At 67.2% G+C, this 18310-nt stretch carries 18 protein-coding genes; 12 read left to right on the top strand and 6 right to left on the bottom strand.

All coding sequences use genetic code 11. From position 1 onward, the window contains the following. Positions 1-184: 184 nt before the first annotated feature. Complete coding sequence (locus ACFOPI_RS02470) at positions 185-1237, bottom strand: RNA methyltransferase (RefSeq protein ID WP_382170385.1); 1053 nt, start codon at positions 1235-1237, stop codon at positions 185-187. Between the two features lie 74 nt (positions 1238-1311). On the opposite strand from ACFOPI_RS02470, the gene ACFOPI_RS02465 reads away from it, so the two are divergent. The 3 genes from ACFOPI_RS02465 to ACFOPI_RS02455 are packed head-to-tail and all read left to right on the top strand — an operon-like array spanning position 1312 to position 3729. Then, complete coding sequence (locus tag ACFOPI_RS02465; RefSeq protein WP_382170384.1) at positions 1312-2184, top strand: pirin family protein; 873 nt, start codon at positions 1312-1314, stop codon at positions 2182-2184. Between the two features lies 1 nt (position 2185). Continuing rightward, positions 2186-3052 (top strand): pirin family protein, encoded by an 867-nt coding sequence (locus ACFOPI_RS02460; protein WP_382170382.1) that lies wholly within the window; start codon positions 2186-2188, stop codon positions 3050-3052. Positions 3053-3108: 56 nt separating this feature from the next. Then, positions 3109-3729, top strand: a complete 621-nt coding sequence (locus ACFOPI_RS02455) for a cyclic nucleotide-binding domain-containing protein (protein WP_382170380.1) — start codon at positions 3109-3111, stop codon at positions 3727-3729. Between the two features lie 37 nt (positions 3730-3766). Here the strand turns inward: ACFOPI_RS02455 and ACFOPI_RS02450 are convergent, their stop codons facing one another. From ACFOPI_RS02450 to ACFOPI_RS02440, 3 genes are all read right to left on the bottom strand, one after another. Continuing rightward, positions 3767-4717, bottom strand: a complete 951-nt coding sequence (locus tag ACFOPI_RS02450) for a TerC family protein (RefSeq protein WP_382170378.1) — start codon at positions 4715-4717, stop codon at positions 3767-3769. Between the two features lie 300 nt (positions 4718-5017). Then, the gene (locus ACFOPI_RS02445; RefSeq protein WP_382170376.1) at positions 5018-5494 is read right to left on the bottom strand and encodes a hypothetical protein; all 477 of its coding nucleotides are present in this window, start codon (positions 5492-5494) and stop codon (positions 5018-5020) included. 209 nt (positions 5495-5703) lie between these two features. Next, entirely contained in the window at positions 5704-6750 is a 1047-nt protein-coding gene (locus ACFOPI_RS02440) for a homocysteine S-methyltransferase family protein (protein ID WP_382170374.1), read from the bottom strand. 98 nt (positions 6751-6848) lie between these two features. Between ACFOPI_RS02440 and ACFOPI_RS02435 the strand changes: the two genes are divergently transcribed. The 5 genes from ACFOPI_RS02435 to ACFOPI_RS02415 all read left to right on the top strand — a co-directional run bounded on the left by ACFOPI_RS02435 (position 6849) and on the right by ACFOPI_RS02415 (position 11168). Further along, positions 6849-7433 carry a hypothetical protein gene (locus tag ACFOPI_RS02435; RefSeq protein WP_382170372.1) on the top strand — a complete coding sequence of 195 codons (585 nt, stop codon included), beginning with the start codon at positions 6849-6851 and terminating at the stop codon, positions 7431-7433. A gap of 52 nt (positions 7434-7485) precedes the next feature. Further along, positions 7486-7905, top strand: a complete 420-nt coding sequence (locus ACFOPI_RS02430) for a rhodanese-like domain-containing protein (protein ID WP_382170370.1) — start codon at positions 7486-7488, stop codon at positions 7903-7905. Beyond that, on the top strand, positions 7902-9797 hold the full coding sequence (gene recQ, locus ACFOPI_RS02425; RefSeq protein WP_382170368.1) for a DNA helicase RecQ: 1896 nt from the start codon (positions 7902-7904) through the stop codon (positions 9795-9797). The genes ACFOPI_RS02430 and recQ overlap by 4 nt, the downstream gene beginning before the upstream one ends. 171 nt (positions 9798-9968) lie before the next feature. Next, positions 9969-10316, top strand: a complete 348-nt coding sequence (locus ACFOPI_RS02420; protein ID WP_382170366.1) for a hypothetical protein — start codon at positions 9969-9971, stop codon at positions 10314-10316. A gap of 129 nt (positions 10317-10445) precedes the next feature. Continuing rightward, positions 10446-11168, top strand: a complete 723-nt coding sequence (locus ACFOPI_RS02415; RefSeq protein ID WP_382170364.1) for a glutamine amidotransferase — start codon at positions 10446-10448, stop codon at positions 11166-11168. On the opposite strand, the gene ACFOPI_RS02410 is transcribed toward ACFOPI_RS02415, so the two are convergent. After that, entirely contained in the window at positions 11169-13436 is a 2268-nt protein-coding gene (locus ACFOPI_RS02410; RefSeq protein ID WP_382170938.1) for an ATP-binding protein, read from the bottom strand. A gap of 314 nt (positions 13437-13750) precedes the next feature. Between ACFOPI_RS02410 and ACFOPI_RS02405 the strand changes: the two genes are divergently transcribed. From ACFOPI_RS02405 to ACFOPI_RS02395, 3 genes are all read left to right on the top strand, one after another. Continuing rightward, the gene (locus ACFOPI_RS02405) at positions 13751-14950 is read left to right on the top strand and encodes a threonine ammonia-lyase (protein ID WP_382170362.1); all 1200 of its coding nucleotides are present in this window, start codon (positions 13751-13753) and stop codon (positions 14948-14950) included. Between the two features lie 7 nt (positions 14951-14957). Beyond that, entirely contained in the window at positions 14958-15383 is a 426-nt protein-coding gene (locus ACFOPI_RS02400) for a PaaI family thioesterase (RefSeq protein WP_382170360.1), read from the top strand. Positions 15384-15458: 75 nt separating this feature from the next. Then, the gene (locus ACFOPI_RS02395; RefSeq protein WP_169802357.1) at positions 15459-15602 is read left to right on the top strand and encodes a hypothetical protein; all 144 of its coding nucleotides are present in this window, start codon (positions 15459-15461) and stop codon (positions 15600-15602) included. Between the two features lie 62 nt (positions 15603-15664). On the opposite strand, the gene ACFOPI_RS02390 is transcribed toward ACFOPI_RS02395, so the two are convergent. Next, on the bottom strand, positions 15665-16054 hold the full coding sequence (locus ACFOPI_RS02390; RefSeq protein WP_382170358.1) for a nuclear transport factor 2 family protein: 390 nt from the start codon (positions 16052-16054) through the stop codon (positions 15665-15667). A 319-nt stretch (positions 16055-16373) separates the two neighbouring features. Here ACFOPI_RS02390 and ACFOPI_RS02385 point away from each other — a divergent pair, with 319 nt between their 5' ends. Then, on the top strand, positions 16374-18248 hold the full coding sequence (locus tag ACFOPI_RS02385; RefSeq protein WP_382170356.1) for a phosphoenolpyruvate carboxykinase (GTP): 1875 nt from the start codon (positions 16374-16376) through the stop codon (positions 18246-18248). Positions 18249-18310: the final 62 nt, after the last annotated feature.

Genomic DNA, 18310 nt, shown 5'->3' with positions numbered 1-18310 from the left:
GCATAAGGGTGCAACAGGACACGCATACCAAAGTGCTCGAAGTGAGTGAATGAGCAGTGATCCTGTCGACCAGACGCACTCAGTCGTAACAAATCGAATCACCGGTCTCTTCACTATCGACCAGTTGGCAGCGGGCTTAACCCCCAAAATCACTGGGGATTTACCGCTTCATTCCGCGAAGGGTTCAGGGCAGCGGATGCAGCGGCACGACGCGCCGCAGGGGTCGTTCGGGCTTCTCCGCCCGCGCGCGCAGCTGGCCACAACCGCCGTCCACGTCCTGCCCGGCGGACATGCGCAGCTTGGTCAGGATGTGGCGCCGGTGCAGTCGGCGCGCCATGTCGGCCGCCTTCTCCCAGCTCGGCCGCGTGAAGGGCATGCCTTCGGTGGTGTTGTAGGGAATCAGGTTGAGGATCGCGTACTTGCCCGTGAGCAGGCGCACGATGCCCTCGATTTCCTCATCGCCGTCGTTGACGCCTTCCAGCAGCGTCCACTGGTATTGAATGGGGTAGCCGGTGGCGCGGGCGTAGGCCTCGCCGGCCTCGACCAGCTCTTCGGGCGAGAGCAGCGGCGCGCGCGGCAGCAGGTCGCGGCGCAGCTCGGCCCGCGTGGTGTGCAGCGACAGCGCCAGCGCCGGCTTGACGGCGCCGCGCGGCAGTTCCTCGAACACGCGCGGATCGCCAACGGTGGAGAACACCAGGTTCTTGTGGCCGATGTTCCCTGCCGTGCCCAGCAGCTCAATGGCCTCCATCACGTTGTCCAGGTTGTGCGCGGGCTCGCCCATGCCCATGAACACCACCTTCTTGACCGGCCGGCGCGTGCGCGCCAGCGCCACCTGGGCCACGATCTCGGCGCTGCCGAGCTGCCGGATCAGCCCCGTGGTGCCGGTCATGCAGAAGCGGCAGCCCACCGCACAACCCACCTGGGTGGACACGCAAAGGCCCGGTGTGCGGTCGGGCAGCAGCAGCACGCTTTCCACCAGCTGGCCGTCGCCCAGCTTCACCAGCAGGCGCTCGGAGCCGTCCTCGCCGGGGTGGGCCGATGCGAGTTGGGCGAGGCCCGCCAGTTCGGCTTCGAGCGCCGGCAGCGCGGCGCGCAGCGTGGCCGGCAGGAAGTGTTCGATCTGCCGCTTGCCCGCCGTCTGCGGCAGGGCGTTGCTCCACAGGCGGAGCACGCGGTGCTGGTGTTTGGGCAGGGCGCCGAGCGACTGGAGCCGCTGGCGCAATTCATGAATGCGCATCCCCGGATTGTCCCTGAGGGTCGCGCTGAACGCCCGGCCGGCAGAGAATGCGCCATCAGAAGGAGACTCCCCCGATGAAGTCCGTGTCATTCATCCAGCGCAACACGCAGGGCCACTGGGTCGGCGACGGCTTTCCCGTGCGCACCCTGTTCTCGTACAACGACGACCCCGCGGCGTTCTCGCCCTTCCTCATGCTCGACTACGGCGGCCCGGTGGTGTTCGAGCCGACCACGAAGCGGCGCGGCGTCGGCGCGCACCCGCACCGTGGCTTCGAGACCGTGACCATCGTCTACGACGGCGAGGTCACGCACCGAGACTCGTCCGGCGGCGGCGGCACCATCGGCCCCGGCGAGGTGCAGTGGATGACTGCGGCCGCGGGCATCGTGCACGAGGAGTTCCACAGCGAGGCCTACGGCCGCCGCGGCGGCCCCTTCCGCATGGTGCAGTTGTGGGTGAACTTGCCGGCGCGCGACAAGATGGCGCCGCCGGGCTACCAGGGCATCACGGCCGCGCAGATCCCGACGCTGCCGCTGACCGATGTGCACGGCGCCGACGCCGGCACGGTGCGGCCCATCGCCGGCACCTTCGACGGCACCACCGGACCGGCAAACACCTTCACCCCCATGCAGGTCTGGGACGTGCAGCTGAAAGGCGGCCACAGGGTGACGCTGCCCGCGCCCGAAGGCCACACCACGGTGCCGCTGGTCTACCAGGGCCGGGTGAAGACGGCCGACGGCCAGGAAGCCGGCGACGCGGAAATGATCGTCTACACACGCGACGGTGCAGGCGTGCAGCTCACCGCCCTGGCCGACACCACGCTGCTGTGGCTGTGCGGAGAGCCGATCGACGAGCCGGTCGTGGGTTACGGGCCCTTCGTGATGAACACGCCGCAGGAGATCCAGCAGGCGTTTGTCGATTTCCAGTCCGGTCGCATGGGGAGGCTTTGACATGTTGGAGATGCTGATCACTGCCCGCCCTGGCGACCTGGGCCACGGCCTGACCGTGCGGCGCGTGCTGCCCTACGCCAAGCGCCGGCACGTCGGTCCCTTCGTGTTCATGGACCACGCCGGCCCGGTTACGCTGGCGCCCGAACACGTGCGCGCCGCCGACGTGCGGCCGCATCCGCACATCGGCCTGTCCACCGTGAGCTACCTGCTCAGCGGCATGATCACCCACCGCGACAGCCTGGGCATCCGCCAGGACATCAAACCCGGCGACGTGAACTGGATGACCGCCGGTCGCGGCATCAGCCATTCCGAGCGCTTCACCCACCCCGACTCGTTCGCGGGCGGCGGGCTGGAGCTGATGCAGTTCTGGGTCGCGCTGCCCGAGGCCGACGAGGAATGTGAGCCCGCCTTCACCCATTACCCGCAGGCCCTGATGCCCGAGCAAGAGGCCGACGGCGTCTGGTGGCGCCTGTTCGCCGGCAGCGCCTATGGACACAGCACGCCGGTGCGCACCCATTCGCCGCTGTTCGCCTTGCACGCGCAACTGCAGCCCGGCGCCACCCTGGCCCTGACCGGCGGTCACGCCGAGCAGGCGGTGTACGTGGCGCGCGGTGCGGTGAGCCATGGCGACACCACAGCGGAACCTGGCCAGCTGCTGGTCTTCACCGGCGAGGGTGATGCGGTGACGGCTGGCGCCAACGGCGCCACGCTGATGGTCTTCGGCGGCCAGCCGCTGGGTGAGCGCCACATGTTCTGGAACTTCGTCTCGTCGAGCAAGGAGCGCATCGAACAGGCCAAGGCGGACTGGCGCGAAGGCCGCTTCGCGCTGCCGCCCGACGACCACGACGAGTGGATCCCGCTGCCCTGAAACGCCGCGCGCATTCGGTCACACCGGGTACCAGGCCGCCACGGCACAATGCCAGCATGTCCCTCTTTGACCGACTGTTCGGCGCGCGCGGCCGGGAACACCCCGAGTCGCGCCTGCCCGCCGACCGCCAGGCCGCCGTGGACGGTTCGTCCACCGCGCACGAAGCCGCCCGCCTGCTGCGCGCGCCCACCGCGCTGATGCAGCTCAGCGAGGACGAGGCGCTGACGGTGGTCGGCTTCATGCGCCCCCGGCGCTTCAAGAGCGGCACAACCATCATCCGCCAGGGCGAGGCCACCGACACCGGCTACATGGTGCTGGTGCTCGAAGGCGAAATCACGGTGGAGACGCTGATCGCGCGCCGCGTCAACCCGGTCACCGTGACCGTGCTGGGCCCGGGCAGCCTGATCGGCGAGATGGCCCTGGTCGACGGCGGCGCTCGCTCGGCCTCGTGCACCGCCAGCACCGACGTGGTCTGCGCCGTGCTCACGCGCGATGCTCTGGAGGCGCTGACCGCCGAACAGCCCGCCACCGCCGCCAAGCTCATGACCGCGGTGGCCCAGCGCCTGGCCGAGCGCCTGCGCGACAGCGGGCACAAGCTGAAGGTCTACAGCCAGCTGGTGCAGACCATGCAACAGGAAATCGACTCCCTGATGCCGACGCCCGACAGGCGCCGGTGAGACGACGAAAAGGCCCCGGTTTCCCGGGGCCTTGTGATCAGGTGTTGGGCGCGGTCTTGGCGCTCCAGATCATGGTGATGGCCAGGATGCCCAGCACCACGCCCAGTGACACCGCCACCGGGATCTTGAACACGTCGATCAGCATCATCTTGGTGCCAATGAAGACCAGGATCACGGCCAGCCCGTAGTTGAGCAGGTGGAAGCGGCTGGCCGCGGCCTGCAGCAGGAAGAACATGGCGCGCAGGCCCAGGATCGCGAACACGTTGCTGGTCAGCACGATGAACGGGTCCTTGGTGATGGCGAAGATGGCCGGGATCGAGTCCACCGCGAAGATCACGTCGGTCAGGCCCACCATGGCAATCACCATCAGCAGCGGGGTGGCGATCTTCTTGCCGTTCTCGACGGTGAAGAACTTCTCGCCGTCGAACTGCTTGCTCACCGGCATGACACGGCGCAGCAGCTTGAGCGCCGGGTTGTCGTCCAGGCTCTCTTCCTTGCCCGCAGCCCACCACATCTTGATGCCGGTGAGGATCAGGAAGGCGCCGAACACGTAGAGGATCCAGTGGAACTGCTCCAGCAGCCAGGCCCCCACCAGGATCATGATGGTGCGCAGCACGATGGCGCCCAGGATCCCGATCATCAGCACCCGTTTCTGGAAGGCCGGTGGCACGGCGAAGTAGGTGAAGATCAGCAGGAAGACGAAGATGTTGTCGACCGCCAGACTCTTCTCGATCAGGTAGCCGGTGAGGAATTCCAGCGACTTCTCGTTGGCCATCGCGGTGGAACCGGTGGTGTCCTTGATGGCCCACCACAACAGGCCGTTGAAGAGAAAGCTCACGCCAATCCAGGCCAGCGACCAGTTCAGCGCCTCCTTCACGCCCACGGCGTGCGCGCCCTGCTTCTTGAGCACGACGAAATCGACGAACAGGGCCACGAGGACGAAGGCGACGAAGACGCCCCAGAGCCAGAGGGGTGCAATGGTTTCCATGATGGACAGGACCTTTTCTTGAGGACGGTGTTGATCGGATGAAGAACACCCTCCAAGGTCTGGCCGGGACCGGGCATGGCGCCCGGCCCGGAGCATCCGGCGGCCTGTCGGAGAAGGCCGCGTACTGACGGATGCCCCACCCGCCGAGGCCGGACGATGCGTCCGGAGGCGGGCTGGTTACTCCCCTTGATGGGAGCCGCGATTGTGGGGGCAGAGTTCCGCTCTCACAAGGCGAAGGTCACTCAGAAAAAAAAGGAATATCAACGCTCTTGGACAGTCTTTCGCCCCACTCGCCTGTATTCAATCCCGTCTGAAGAATCGTCTCCACAACCGAGTGATTGGATCCGGAGGATTTCGACTGGCGCCTTGCTGAATGTTGTCCAGTCCACGGACAACAAGATATATGCCCGCTGTCAATAGAAGAAGAAAGGCATCTGGAGTCCAGATGGACGAGCCGGGCACGTGCCGATACACAGCCACGACAACTCCCACCATGATTTCGGAGGCGCCATACAACACTCGTGACCACTGGCGAACCGCGAAAAGAAAAAGTCCAAAGAGCAAAACCATCAAGCCAACAACTATTGGCCCTTGTTTGCTTAGTTCAGTGCTAAGCCATGGATAGGCATCATGGGCTGCAACACCAACGCCATAGGTGGCTACTGCAAAAGGAACAGCGCTCGAAAGAATGCGAATGAAATGCCGGAAGCTTGGTTCAGGTGGCTTCGAACCCGGCTTTGAGGCCAAGCTCATTGACAGGTGGATGAAGAAGAGCATCCATACAAACGTAAGGACTGCCGTGGAAAGCAGGTAGTCCTCCGGAGTTCTAGTGGCGATTGAATACGTAACACATGCCAATACCAAGCCACTCAGAACCCCGAAGCAGCCCTTCAAAAGAAGTGGAAAGGGTGCCTCAACTTCTTTTCCAGTCATGTCAAGTCGACTGTCGGGATTACTCGCGTGAGCTAGAACTCAAGCTTCTCTGATCAGGCTGCATCTTTGTAGAACATCGCCCGCCCCACCGCCCGCGGCGCCTGCGTCGCCACCGCCTCGTGGATCGCGCCGATGTGCTGCGGCGTGGTGCCGCAGCAGCCGCCCACGATGTTCACCAGGCCCTCGGCGGCGAACTCGCGCAGCAGGCGGCTGGTGACGTCCGGCGTCTCGTCGAAGCCGGTGTCGCTCATCGGGTTGGGCAGGCCGGCGTTGGGGTAGCAGCTGATGAAGGTGTCGCCCGCGACCTTGGCCAGTTCCTGGATGTAGGGGCGCATGAGCGTGGCACCGAGCGCGCAGTTCAGGCCCACGGCGAGCGGCTGGATGTGGCGCACGCTGGCCCAGAAGGCGGTGACGGTCTGGCCGCTGAGGATGCGGCCGGAGGCGTCGGTCACGGTGCCACTGATGATGACCGGCAGGCGCTCGCCGCTCTTTTCAAAGAACTCGTCGATGGCGAACAGCGCGGCCTTGGCGTTGAGCGTGTCGAAGATGGTCTCCACCAGCAGCACGTCGGCGCCGCCCTCGACCAGCGCCTCCACCTGTTCGTAGTAGGCTGCGCGCAGCTGCTCGAAGGTGACGTTGCGGGCGCCGGCGTCGTTCACGTCGGGGCTGATGCTGGCGGTCTTGGGCGTGGGGCCCAGGGCGCCGGCGACGAAGCGCGGCTTGTCGGGCGTGCTGTACTTGTCGCAGGCTTCGCGGGCGATGCGGGCCGAGGCCAGGTTCATCTCGCGCGCCAGGTGGGCCATGTCGTAGTCTTCCTGCGCGATGGTGGTGGCGCCGAAGGTGTTGGTCTCGATCAGGTCGGCACCGGCCGCGAGGTAGCCCTCGTGGATGTCGCGGATCACGTCGGGGCGCGTGAGGCTCAGCAGTTCGTTGTTGCCCTTGACGTCCTTGTAGAAGTCCTTGAAGCGCTCGCCGCGGTACTGCGCCTCGCCCAGCTTGAAGCGCTGGATCATGGTGCCCATGGCGCCGTCGAGGATGGCGATGCGTTGGGACAGGATCTGGGGCAGCGCCTGGGCGCGGGTGTAGACGGGCGTTTTCATGATCCCGCGATTGTAGGAAACGCCCCCCGGCCGGCCGTTGTCAGGGGCTTCGGCGCCGGTCTTGTTTTCTATACTGCGCCGCTTCCAGGAGGTGTGTCGTGCAACTGCGTGTGGGCCCAAGGGCCACTGGCCCCTGCCGCTGGGCATTCGTCTGGAGCCTATGCGCCCTGCTGGCGGGCTGCGACCGGATCGGCTTGTGGGGCACGGAGCGCAGCCACACGGTGTTGGCGGTGATCGAGCGCGCGCCGGGCCCGTTCGGGCATGTGAGCTGGCACGCGGACTACCGCGCCGAGGATTGCCCGGACGGTGCGCCATCCGGTGGCGGCGACCTGAGCGTGGCGCTGCCGGTCACCCACAAGGGCGAGCACCACTACGAGACCACCGTCCCCGCTCGCCCCGCGGCCGGCACGGGACAGGACCGCTGCCGCTGGCAGCTGGTGTCGACCTCGGCCCGTTTGGCAGCCACCAACGCCGAAGGCGACGAGGTCTTCGAGGCCCGCCTGACGGCCGAGCAGCTGGACCGGGGGCGGCCGCTGGTCCTGTACTACTGGCGCGGCACCTACCCCCGCATGCCCGGGGCAATCATCACCCGCTCGCTCGGGGAGCCGGACCGCCAAGTGTTCCGTCCCGAGTTCCAGAACCAGCTGTTCACGATCACGCTGACGCCCCGGGCCGCCCAATGAGCCGCCTGCTGCTTCCGGGGCTGGGCCGCAGCCTCAACGACAATACGCTTCCATGAAACACCTGCTCCCGACCGACGCCTGGGCCTGGCTGCAAGACCAGACCGCACAGCGCGCCGCCCAGGGCCTGGAGCCCCCGCTGTTCGTCGACGTGCGCATGGAGATCGAGTCGCTCTACGTCGGCCGGCCGCCCGGCGTGGTGCACATCGCCTGGTACGAGTACCCGGACCTCACCGCCGACCCGCAGGCCTTCGCCGCCGCGGTGGAGGCCGAAGCGGGCGACAAGGACCGCCCGGTGCTGCTGATCTGCCGCAGCGGCAAGCGCACACAGGACGCCGGTGCCGCGCTCGAAGCTGCCGGCTTCACCGAGGTGCTGCACGTGGTGCACGGTTTCGAAGGCGATCTGGACGACCAATTCAAGCGCAGCACCCTCAACGGCTGGCGCTTTGACGGCCTGCCCTGGGAACAGATGTGATCGACATTTCCTCCGAAGGCGAAACGCTGGAAGCCTGCGCCGAGGTGCTGCAGGCGGTCTTCGGCTACGAGGCCTTCCGTGGCCCGCAGGCGGGCATCGTCACGCACGTCAGTGACGGCGGTGACGCCCTGGTGCTCATGCCCACCGGCGGCGGCAAGAGCCTGTGTTACCAGATCCCGGCCATCGTGCGCCAGCGTGCGGGCCACGGTGTGTCCATCGTGGTCTCGCCGCTGATCGCGCTGATGCACGACCAGGTCGGTGCCCTGCTCGAAGCGGGTGTGGACGCCGCCTTTCTGAACTCCAGCCTGACCAGCGACGAGGCGCAGCAGATCGAGCGCCGCCTGCTCAAGGGCGAGATCACCATGCTCTATGCCGCGCCCGAGCGGCTGACCACGCCGCGCTTCCTGGCGCTGCTCGATTCGCTGCACGAGCGCGGCCTGCTGAGCCTGTTCGCCATCGACGAGGCGCACTGCGTGAGCCAGTGGGGCCACGACTTCCGGCCCGAGTACCGCGAACTGGCCGTGCTGCACGAACGCTACGCGGGCGTGCCGCGCATCGCGCTGACGGCCACGGCCGACGACCTGACGCGCGAGGACATCGTGACGCACCTGCAGCTGCAGGACGCGCGGCGCTTCGTCAGCAGCTTCGACCGGCCCAACATCCGCTACACCATCGTCGAGAAGAAGGACGGCACGCAGCAGCTGCTGCGCTTCATCCGCGACGAACACATGAACGCCCAGGGCCACGACGCCGGCATCGTCTACTGCCAGTCGCGCAAGCGGGTGGAAGAAGTCGCCGCCCTGCTGTGCGACCACGGCCTGAACGCCCTGCCCTACCACGCCGGCCTCGAAGCGTCGGTGCGCCAGAAGCACCAGGACCGCTTCCTGCGCGAAGAGGGCCTGATCATGGTCGCCACCATCGCCTTCGGCATGGGCATCGACAAGCCGGACGTGCGCTTTGTCGCCCACCTGGACATGCCCAAGAACATCGAGGGCTACTACCAGGAGACCGGCCGCGCGGGCCGCGACGGTGAGGCGGCCGACGCCTGGATGGTCTATGGCCTGCAGGACGTGGTGAACCAGCGCCGCATGATCGACGAGAGCCCGGCCGGCGACGCGTTCAAGCAGGTGCTGCGCGGCAAACTGGACGCGCTGCTGGCGCTGGCCGAGGCCAGCGACTGCCGCCGCGTGCGGCTGTTGTCCTACTTCGGCGAACCCAGCCAGCCCTGCGGCAACTGCGACAACTGCCTCTCGCCACCGGCCCTGCAGGACGCGACCGAGGCCGCGCGCAAGCTGCTCTCCTGCATCTACCGCGTACAGCAGGCCAGTGGCACGGCCTTTGGCGCCGGGCACCTGATGGACATCCTGCGCGGCAAGGTGACGGACAAGGTCACGCAGTACGGGCACGACAAGCTCAGCACGTTTGGCATCGGCGCCGACCTGAGCGAGAGCCAGTGGCGCGCGCTGCTGCGCCAGCTGATCGCGCGCGAGGCGGTGCGGGTGGACGACGCCCCGTACAACACGCTGCACCTGACCGATGGCGCCCGCCCCATCCTCAAGGGCGAGGCCCAGGTCTGGCTGCGCGAGGTGACCGAGTCCAGGGGCGCCAAACGCAGCAGCCGCAAGGCCGCGCGCGACGCGGTGGCGCCCGACGGCCAGCCGCTGTCGCTGTCGGAGCGCGAGTGCCTGGACGCGCTCAAGGCCTGGCGCGCCGAGGTGGCGCGCGAGCACAACCTGCCGGCGTTCGTGATCTTCCACGACGCCACCCTGCGCGCCATCGCAGCCCAGAAGCCGCGCTCGATGGCCGATCTGGACGGGATTTCCGGGATCGGCCAGAAAAAGCGCGAAGCCTACGGTGCTGAGGTGCTGCGCGTGGTGAGTGCTTTCGATTAAAGCCGGCCGGCTTGGCGCCGATACGGCTGTCAACCATCGTCTGACGCCCCGACCGCCCGTCGGAATTGAGGGTGTTTTCCAGCCCATTTCCCTCAAGACCCCGCCCCCTGCGCCGAAAAAACGTGGGAAGCCGGTGAAGTGCCGGCGCCTCGACTTCAGCGGAGACCGTTCATGTTTTTCAAGCTGCCCTGGTTTGGGTTTGGACAGAAAGAAGCCAGCTACCACGACACCCAGGTCCTGGAAATGGATTTCCTGGTGAGCGAATTCGAAGATGCGGTGTCCGACATCCAGGACCCGCTGCGCACGCGCCTGCACGCCGCCCTGCTGGCCTGCCGCAACCCGCAGGACCTCTGGTTCCTGCGCGGCAAGCTGTTCAACCTGATCTCCAAGCACCACTGCGAAGGCGTGGCCCACCAGCGCGTCTCCCGGCTGGACCAGAAGCTGCGGTTCTTCGTGAACCACCACCCGGACCACACGCCCGAGGAGCTGCCGTCGGGTCCGATGGCCCTGTTGCACTGACCGGGGCACGCCCGGTCACAGAAGCCGCCGCGCGCCTTCGGGTGCGGGCGGCTTCGCCATTTCTGGCGCGACCGGCAGCGGGTGCCCGGCCCAGGGCAAGGCCATCGTGGCGTTCCTAGAATCACAGCCATGTCCCACGCGCCTCTGCTCATCCTCAAGACCGGCTCCACCCACGCCCACATCCGTGAACGTCTGGGCGACTTCGACGACTGGATCGCTGCCGGACTGCGCGCAGGCGGTGCCACTGCGCTGGCAACCCACGATGCACAAGTCGACGGGCTGCCGGACGCACCGGAGCGGTTCTCTGGCGTGGTGCTCACCGGTTCGCACAGCATGGTCAGCGAGCGCGAGCCCTGGAGCGAGGCGCTCGTGCCCTGGCTGCAGGCCGCCGTCGCCGCCGGCGCGCCGGTGCTGGGCATCTGCTACGGCCACCAGCTGCTGGCGCACGCGCTGGGCGGCGAGGTGGCCCACCACCCTGACGGTGTGGAGATCGGCACGGTGACGGTGGAACGGCACCCGGTGTCGGCCGGCGACCCCTTGCTGGGTGACCTGCCCGAACGCTTTCCCGCGCAGGCGGTGCACTGGCAATCGGTGCGGCGCCTGCCCGCCGACGCGGTGCTGCTCGCCGGCAGCGCGCACGAAGCACACCACGCCTACCGCATCGGTGAACGCGCCTGGGGCGTGCAGTTCCACCCGGAGTTTTCCGACGAGGCGCTGCGCGCCTACCTCGACGGGCTCGGCCCAACGCTGGCCCAGCAGGGGCTGGATGCCGCTCAGATCGCCAACGCGCTCAGACCCACACCCGAAGCGGCTTCGGTGCTGCCCCGATTTGCGCGGTTGGCGTTGGCGTGATCAGTGAACGAAGCCCATGCCGCGGGCTTCGCGGACCTCGGGCTTGATGCGGTGCTCGGCTTCGAGCTGGGCCAGGAACTCCTCCGGCGGCAGGGTCTCGGCCAGGATCTCGACCTGGCGCTTGACCGCCGCAAAGTCGCCCGGGCACAGCTGTTCCAGCTTGGCCAGCCTTGATCGGATGGCGTCGGTCAGGCCGGCCTCGTCACCGCCCAGCGCCTCGACCACGAACATGCGCTCGCGCTGCTCCTTGCGCAGCGGCTTGAACCGGATCTTGAAGGTGAAGCGCCGCAGCGCCGCCTGGTCGATCGCGTCCATCAGGTTGGTGGTGCAGACGAAGATGCCGTTGAAGCGCTCCATGCCCTGCAGCATCTCGTTGACCTCGGTCACCTCGTAGGTGCGCTGCGCGCCGCGCCGGTCCTGCAGGAAGCTGTCGGCCTCGTCCAGCAGCAGCACCGCCTTCTCGGCCTCGGCCTCGCGGAACATCGCTGCCATCTGCTGCTCGGTCTCGCCGACGAACTTGCTCACCAGGTCGCTGGCGCGGCGGATCATCAGCGGGCGTTCGAGCTGTTTGGCGATGTGTTCGGCCAGCGCGGTCTTGCCGGTGCCGGGGGCGCCGTGGAAACACAGGCAGCCATGACCGCGCGCCTTGAGCGCCTCAACGATGCGGCCGATCTCGTAGCGCGATTCGACGTTGAGCATGTCCAGGCTGTACTGCGTGACCTCGGGCCGCTGGCCGGCGTCGGGCTGGCGACCCAGTGCCAGGTCGGCGTTGCGCAGCTGACGCTCGATCAGTTCGTCCAGCGTCGGTCCGGTGTCGGCCGCCACCTTCTTGCGCCGACCCGGCGTCTTCACCGGCGCAGCCGCCAGATGGGCAAAGCGCACCGCGGTGCGGATCTGCGCCGGCGTCAGGCCCTTGCGCGCGGTCAGCCGCGCCACCAGGCCTTCGGACACCGGCTCGCCTTCCAGCGTCTTGCGCACCAGTTGCTCGCGCGCGCCGGGCGGCGGGCTCTTGAGTTCGAGGTGGTAGGCGAAGCGGCGGCGAAACGCAGGATCGATCTGTTCGATGCGGTTGGTCACCCAGACCGTGGGCACCGCGTTGGATTCGAGGATCTGGTTGACCCAGGCCTTGCCGCTGACACTGTGGCTCTGCGGCGCCGGCACCTGCTCGGCACGCGCCATGAACTGGGCCGCCTCGCTGCTGATGGGCGGGAACACGTCCTCCACCTCGTCGAACAGCAGGGCCGAATGCGCGGTGCCCTTGAGGAAGACCTGCGCGATCTGCAGCGAGCGGTAACGGTCGCGACCGGACAGCGCATTCCCGTCGCGGTCGGCGTACTCGACCTCGAACAGCTCCAGCCCGGCGGCCTGCGCGACTACGCGCGCCAGCTCGGTCTTGCCGGTGCCGGGTGGCCCGTAGAGCAGGATGTTCACGCCCGGCTCTTTGCGCGCCACGGCTTCGCGCAGCAGGCCGCTGAGCAGTCGCACGTCATCGGCCACGTAGTCGAAGTCCTTGGGGCTGAGCGCCGAACGCGCGGCCGGGCGGGTGAACACCGCCATCAGCTCGCTTTCGCTGCGGTACTCGCGCATCAGCACCGGCGGCAGCTTCTCGCTGACCTTCATGAGGTCGGCCAGGTCGGTGATGTTGTGTTCGGAGATCAGGTTCTCCACCATGCCGATGCGTTCGAGCCGCGAACCGGCGCGCAGCGCCTCGCCGACCTCGCTGGCCTTGACGCCGGCCACGTCGGCGATGGCCGCGTAGGCCTCGGGCGCGTTGTTGACCTTGAACTCGACCAGGATCGAGCGCAGGTCGCGCTGGTAGCGCGCCAGCGTGCCGTAGAGCAGCAGCGCGCGCTCGGCGCGGTTGAGCTGCAGCAGGTTGGCCAGCGCGTCGATGTTCTTTTCCACCAGCGTGCTCTGCTTCTTGAGCGCCTGGTTGAGCCAGTCGCCGGTCACGGCCAGCACCGACAGCAGGTCCTTGGGCGACTCCTTGGCGTATTCGTCCAAGTAGAAGAACAGGGTGCCCTCTTCATACGGCCCGCGCCAGATGCCATAGCGCTCCATGAAGGCGGCCGTCGACAGCTGGTCATTGCCGGTCCAGAGTTCGTTGTCCTTGCAGCGGCGGGCCAGGAATTCGCGCAGGCGCGTGAGCACGGTCATCGGCCACACCAGGTGGCGGCCGGCCAGCGCCAGCAGGGTGTTGAGGTCGCGGCGCACATTGAACCGCTGCCCCTGGCGGGCGGCGAGCGTGAGCACGAAATGCGAGCACATCAGGTCGAGCACCGGCGCCTGGCGCAGCCCGGACGGCACGAACACGCGCGCATCCGAGGCCGGGCTGTGCCGGGGCTCAGGGCTCGGGCGCACTTCAGCCGGACGCGGCGTCGCCGGCGTGGCGCGCTGCAACAGGCGTTTGCTCATGAGGACACCTCCAGTCTTGACAACGGGGCATTCGGTCCGTATTGCGGAATTGAGCGGACCATAACCCAGCTTGATCCATCATGGAAGAGCATGATCCAGCGCGGTCCGAAGAGTTGTGGGGCCTTTCCCGTTCACTTGTGACAATCGTCCCGCGGCACAATCGCCCGATGCTGGAAAAAAGAGACATCGATGCCGCCGCTGAGCGCCTGAACGGCCAGGTGCTGGACACCCCCTGCGTGGAATCGCGCACGCTTTCGCAGCTCACAGGCTGCCAGGTGTTCCTCAAATTCGAGAACTTGCAGTACACCGCCTCATTCAAGGAGCGCGGCGCCTGCAACAAGCTCTCCCAGCTGTCGGCCGACGAACGGGCACGCGGCGTGATCGCCATGAGCGCTGGCAACCACGCCCAGGGCGTGGCCTACCACGCGCAGCGCCTGGGCATCCGCGCGGTGATCGTGATGCCGCGCTTCACGCCGGGCGTGAAGGTGGAGCGCACACGCGGCTTCGGCGCCGAGGTCGTGCTGCACGGCGACACGCTGGAAGAGGCCCGGGCCCATGCCTACGGGCTGGCCGATCAGCAGGGGCTGGTGTTCGTGCACCCCTACGACGACGATGCCATCGTCGCCGGCCAGGGCACGGTGGCGCTGGAGATGCTGCGCGCGCAACCCGACATCGACACCCTGGTGATCGCCATCGGCGGCGGTGGGCTGATCGCCGGCATGGCGACCGCGGCGCGCGCGATCCGGCCCGACATCCAGATCGTCGGCGTGCAGACCGAGCGCTTTCCGGCGATGTACAACGCCATCAAGGGCACCCACCTGCCACAGGGCAGCAGCACGATTGCCGAGGGCATCGCCGTCGGCACGCCGGGTGTGATCACGCAGGCGATCATCCAGGACAAGGTCGACGACCTGCTGCTGGTCGACGAGGGCGACATCGAGCAGGCCATCGTGATGCTGCTGGAGATCGAGAAGACCCTGGTCGAAGGCGCGGGCGCCGCCGGACTGGCCGCCGTGCTGAAGCACCCGGAGCGTTTTGCCGGCCGCAAGGTGGGCCTGGTGCTGTGCGGCGGCAACATCGACCCGATGCTGCTGGCCTCGATCATCGAACGCGGCATGGTGCGCGCGGGCCGGCTGGCCCGCATCCAGGTGAGCGCGCGCGACGTGCCGGGCAACCTGGCGCGCATCACGGCCATCGTCGCCGAGGCCGGCGCCAACATCGACGAGGTCCACCACCAGCGCGCCTTCACCCTGCTGGCGGCGCAGAACGTGGCGGTCGAGCTGGTGCTGCAGACGCGCGGCCGCGAGCATGTGCAGCAGGTGATCGACGCGCTGCAGGCCGCCGGTTTCGACACCCAACGGATGTGACCACCCCATGAATGCGCCCGACGAGCCCCTCAGCACCGACATCCTGCAGACCTGCCTGTCCGACTGGTTCGCGCCCTGGGTCCAGGCCCTGGGCCTGCGCGTCGAGTCTTTCCAGACCGACGAGGTGGTGCTGCGACTGCCGCAGAACGATCAGCTTTCGCGCATCGGTGGCATGGTCTGCGGCCAGGCCATGATGGCGGCCGCCGACACGGCCATGGTGCTGGCCATCGTGACCCGGCTGGGCACGCGCCGACCGATGACCACCGTGCAGCAGAACAGCAGCTTCCTCAAGCCGCTGTCGAACCAGGACGCGCTGGTCACCGCCCGCGTGGTGCGGGCCGGCAAGAACCTGGTGTTCGGTGAAATCGACATCGCGGGCGCCGACGATGGCAAGAGCGTCTGCCGCGCCAGCACCACCTACGCGCTGCTGTGAGGGTTCGGCCAGGTGCGGCCTGGACCCGTCGGCTTTAGAATCCGCGTTGATTTTTCTCAATCCCGGAGACGCCCCATGGCCCACGCCCCCCACGACAGCCACGCCGATCAGCCCCAGGACGTGGTCGAGTCCATCGTTCCGCTCATGCCGATCGTGCTGCCCATCGCTGGCGGCGTGCTGATCTTCCTGCTGGCCTTCATCGCCGTGTTCATGGCCTGAAACCCGGACGATCCAGGGAACTGAAAGCCGCCCGGACGGGCGGCTTTTCTTTTGGGTGGCACTCAGCCGACGACCACCGTGCCCTGGTGGTACACCGTCTGCCAGTGCCCGGCCTCCCGACGCCACAGCGTCATGCGCCGCGTGACCCGGCCAGGCTGGTGGAGGCGGTAGGTCAGCAGCCAGACGTCCGCACCCACCCGCTGCAGGTGGTGCTGATCGGTCTGCCATGTCGCGGGAGCGGGCCGTCCCGAACGCTGTTCCAGCACCTGTCGGGCGAAGGCCCGGCTGTACCGGCGGCCGGTGGCCCCGGTTTCCCAGAAGCCGGGCGCCACCAGCCGGTCGAAGTCGGCCAGGGTCGCGTCCGGGTAGGCCGCGTGATAAAGGTCTTCCAGTGTTTTGAGCTCGGCCAGCAAGGGCGCCAGACCGGGTTCCAGGGGGAGTTCGGGTTCCATGGCGCCACTCTAGCGGCTGCGCCACTGCGTACCCCGGCCAGCGTCCATGCATCAGGTTATGCATGTCTTGCATGTAACTTGCCGGTAACTGACCGGCCTTCTTTTTTAAAATTGATTGGTTAGGCCGACACGCGGACCAGAACCCGGGATCACCCGCCCCCTTTCTGGCTGTCGCGCTGCATCCGCAACCGCCCTGCAGCCCCGAGCGCCGACCGCCCTTTTTGCCCAAGGGATCTTGCACAGCCGCCCGCCATCGTTCCGTGGCCCGCGGCTGTTGGTGTCTCTTGGCCGCCGCTTTCAAACTACCGGAGCCTTTTCGATGAACTCTCCCGTGATGCAGGGCCTCAACCTCAACACCCCCGCCTACGTCAAGCACGCCCGGCTGATCGCCTGGGTGGCCGACATGGTGGCCCTGTGCAAGCCCGACAACGTGGTCTGGTGCGATGGCAGCCAGGAAGAATACGACCGCCTGTGCCAGGAACTGGTCGACGCCGGCACCTTCAAGAAGCTCAACCCGGCCAAGCGCCCGGGCTCCTTCCTGGCCTGGACAGACCCGTCCGACGTGGCCCGCGTGGAAGACCGCACCTACATCTGCTCCGAAAAGAAGGAAGACGCCGGCCCGACCAACAACTGGATGGCCCCGGCCGAGATGCGCGCCACCCTGAACCCGCTGTTCGACGGCTGCATGAAGGGCCGCACCATGTACGTGGTGCCGTTCTCCATGGGCCCGCTGGGCTCGCACATCGCCCACATCGGCATCGAGCTGACCGACAGCGCCTACGTGGTGGTGAACCAGAAGCTCATGACCCGCATGGGCAAGGCCGTGTACGACGTGCTGGGCGACAGCGGCAACTTCGTGCCCTGCATGCACACCGTGGGTGCCCCGCTGGCCGAGGGCCAGAAGGACACCACCAGCTGGCCCTGCAACCCGACCACCAAGTACATCGTGCATTTCCCCGAAACGCGCGAGATCTGGTCCTATGGCTCGGGCTACGGCGGCAACGCGCTGCTGGGCAAGAAGTGCTTCGCGCTGCGCATCGCCTCCAACATGGGCCGCGACCAGGGCTGGCTGGCCGAGCACATGCTGATCCTGGGCGTGACCAACCCCGAGGGCAAGAAGTACCACGTCGCCGCCGCCTTCCCCAGCGCCTGCGGCAAGACCAACTTCTCCATGCTGGTGCCGCCCGAGAGCGCGTTCCCCGGCTGGAAGGTGACCACCATCGGTGACGACATCGCCTGGGTCAAGCCCCATGACGACGGCCGCATGTACGCCATCAACCCTGAAGCGGGTTACTTCGGCGTCGCCCCCGGCACCAACATGCACACCAACCCGAACTGCATGCGTTCGCTGGACAAGAACGTGATCTTCACCAACGTCGCCCTCACCGACGACGGCGATGTGTGGTGGGAAGGCATGGAGAAGGACACCGGCACGCTGCCCGAACACCTGATCGACTGGCAGGGCAAGGACTGGACCCCGGCCATCGCCAAGGAAAAAGGCACCAAGGCCGCCCACCCGAACTCGCGCTTCACCGTCGCCGCCACCAACAACCCGGCGCTGGACCCGCAGTGGGACGACGCCAACGGCGTGGCCATCGACGCCTTCCTGTTCGGCGGCCGCCGCAGCACCACCGTGCCGCTGGTGACCGAAGCCCGCAGCTGGACCGAAGGCGTCTACATGGCCGCCACCATGGGTTCCGAGACCACCGCCGCTGCCTTCGGCGCGCAGGGCGTGGTGCGCCGCGACCCGTTCGCCATGCTGCCTTTCTGCGGCTACAACATGAGCGACTACTTCCAGCACTGGCTCAACGTCGGCGAGAACGTGGCCAAGTCGGGCGCCGCCCTGCCCAAGATGTTCTGCGTGAACTGGTTCCGCAAGAACGCCGAAGGCAAGTTCGTCTGGCCGGGCTACGGCGACAACATGCGCGTGCTCAAGTGGATGATCGACCGCATCGAAGGCAAGGCCCAGGGCGAGGCCACGATGTTCGGCACCGCCCCCGCCTACGCCGAGATCAACTGGACCGGCCTGGACTTCAGCCCCGAGCAGTTTGCGCAGGTCACGAGCATTGACAAGGCCGCCTGGGCCGAAGAGTTCAAGCTGCACGACGCTCACTTCGAGCAGCTGGCCTATCACATGCCCCAGGCCCTGATCGACACCAAGAACGAACTGGAACAGCGCCTGACCGCCGCCTGATCCCGGCCCGCTAGGGCTGACCCAAACAAAAAGCCCCCCGGCATCTGCCGGGGGGCTTTTTT

Source organism: Hydrogenophaga luteola (assembly GCF_042648585.1).
GTDB lineage: Bacteria > Pseudomonadota > Gammaproteobacteria > Burkholderiales > Burkholderiaceae_C > Hydrogenophaga > Hydrogenophaga luteola.
Note: the sequence above shows the minus strand (reverse complement) of the source record. Positions and strands in the feature narration are given on the sequence as shown.

Coding starts and splice junctions, on each gene's coding strand:
- ACFOPI_RS02415 (WP_382170364.1), top strand. CDS start 10,446: ATGTCCCACGCGCCTCTGCTCATCCTCAAGACCGGCTCCACCCACGCC.
- ACFOPI_RS02430 (WP_382170370.1), top strand. CDS start 7,486: ATGAAACACCTGCTCCCGACCGACGCCTGGGCCTGGCTGCAAGACCAG.
- ACFOPI_RS02410 (WP_382170938.1), bottom strand. CDS start 13,436: ATGTGCTCGCATTTCGTGCTCACGCTCGCCGCCCGCCAGGGGCAGCGG.
- ACFOPI_RS02455 (WP_382170380.1), top strand. CDS start 3,109: ATGTCCCTCTTTGACCGACTGTTCGGCGCGCGCGGCCGGGAACACCCC.
- ACFOPI_RS02440 (WP_382170374.1), bottom strand. CDS start 6,750: ATGAAAACGCCCGTCTACACCCGCGCCCAGGCGCTGCCCCAGATCCTG.
- ACFOPI_RS02445 (WP_382170376.1), bottom strand. CDS start 5,494: ATGCTCTTCTTCATCCACCTGTCAATGAGCTTGGCCTCAAAGCCGGGT.
- ACFOPI_RS02470 (WP_382170385.1), bottom strand. CDS start 1,237: ATGCGCATTCATGAATTGCGCCAGCGGCTCCAGTCGCTCGGCGCCCTG.
- ACFOPI_RS02395 (WP_169802357.1), top strand. CDS start 15,459: ATGGCCCACGCCCCCCACGACAGCCACGCCGATCAGCCCCAGGACGTG.
- ACFOPI_RS02385 (WP_382170356.1), top strand. CDS start 16,374: ATGAACTCTCCCGTGATGCAGGGCCTCAACCTCAACACCCCCGCCTAC.
- ACFOPI_RS02420 (WP_382170366.1), top strand. CDS start 9,969: ATGTTTTTCAAGCTGCCCTGGTTTGGGTTTGGACAGAAAGAAGCCAGC.
- ACFOPI_RS02465 (WP_382170384.1), top strand. CDS start 1,312: ATGAAGTCCGTGTCATTCATCCAGCGCAACACGCAGGGCCACTGGGTC.
- ACFOPI_RS02460 (WP_382170382.1), top strand. CDS start 2,186: ATGTTGGAGATGCTGATCACTGCCCGCCCTGGCGACCTGGGCCACGGC.
- ACFOPI_RS02405 (WP_382170362.1), top strand. CDS start 13,751: ATGCTGGAAAAAAGAGACATCGATGCCGCCGCTGAGCGCCTGAACGGC.
- ACFOPI_RS02450 (WP_382170378.1), bottom strand. CDS start 4,717: ATGGAAACCATTGCACCCCTCTGGCTCTGGGGCGTCTTCGTCGCCTTC.
- ACFOPI_RS02390 (WP_382170358.1), bottom strand. CDS start 16,054: ATGGAACCCGAACTCCCCCTGGAACCCGGTCTGGCGCCCTTGCTGGCC.
- ACFOPI_RS02400 (WP_382170360.1), top strand. CDS start 14,958: ATGAATGCGCCCGACGAGCCCCTCAGCACCGACATCCTGCAGACCTGC.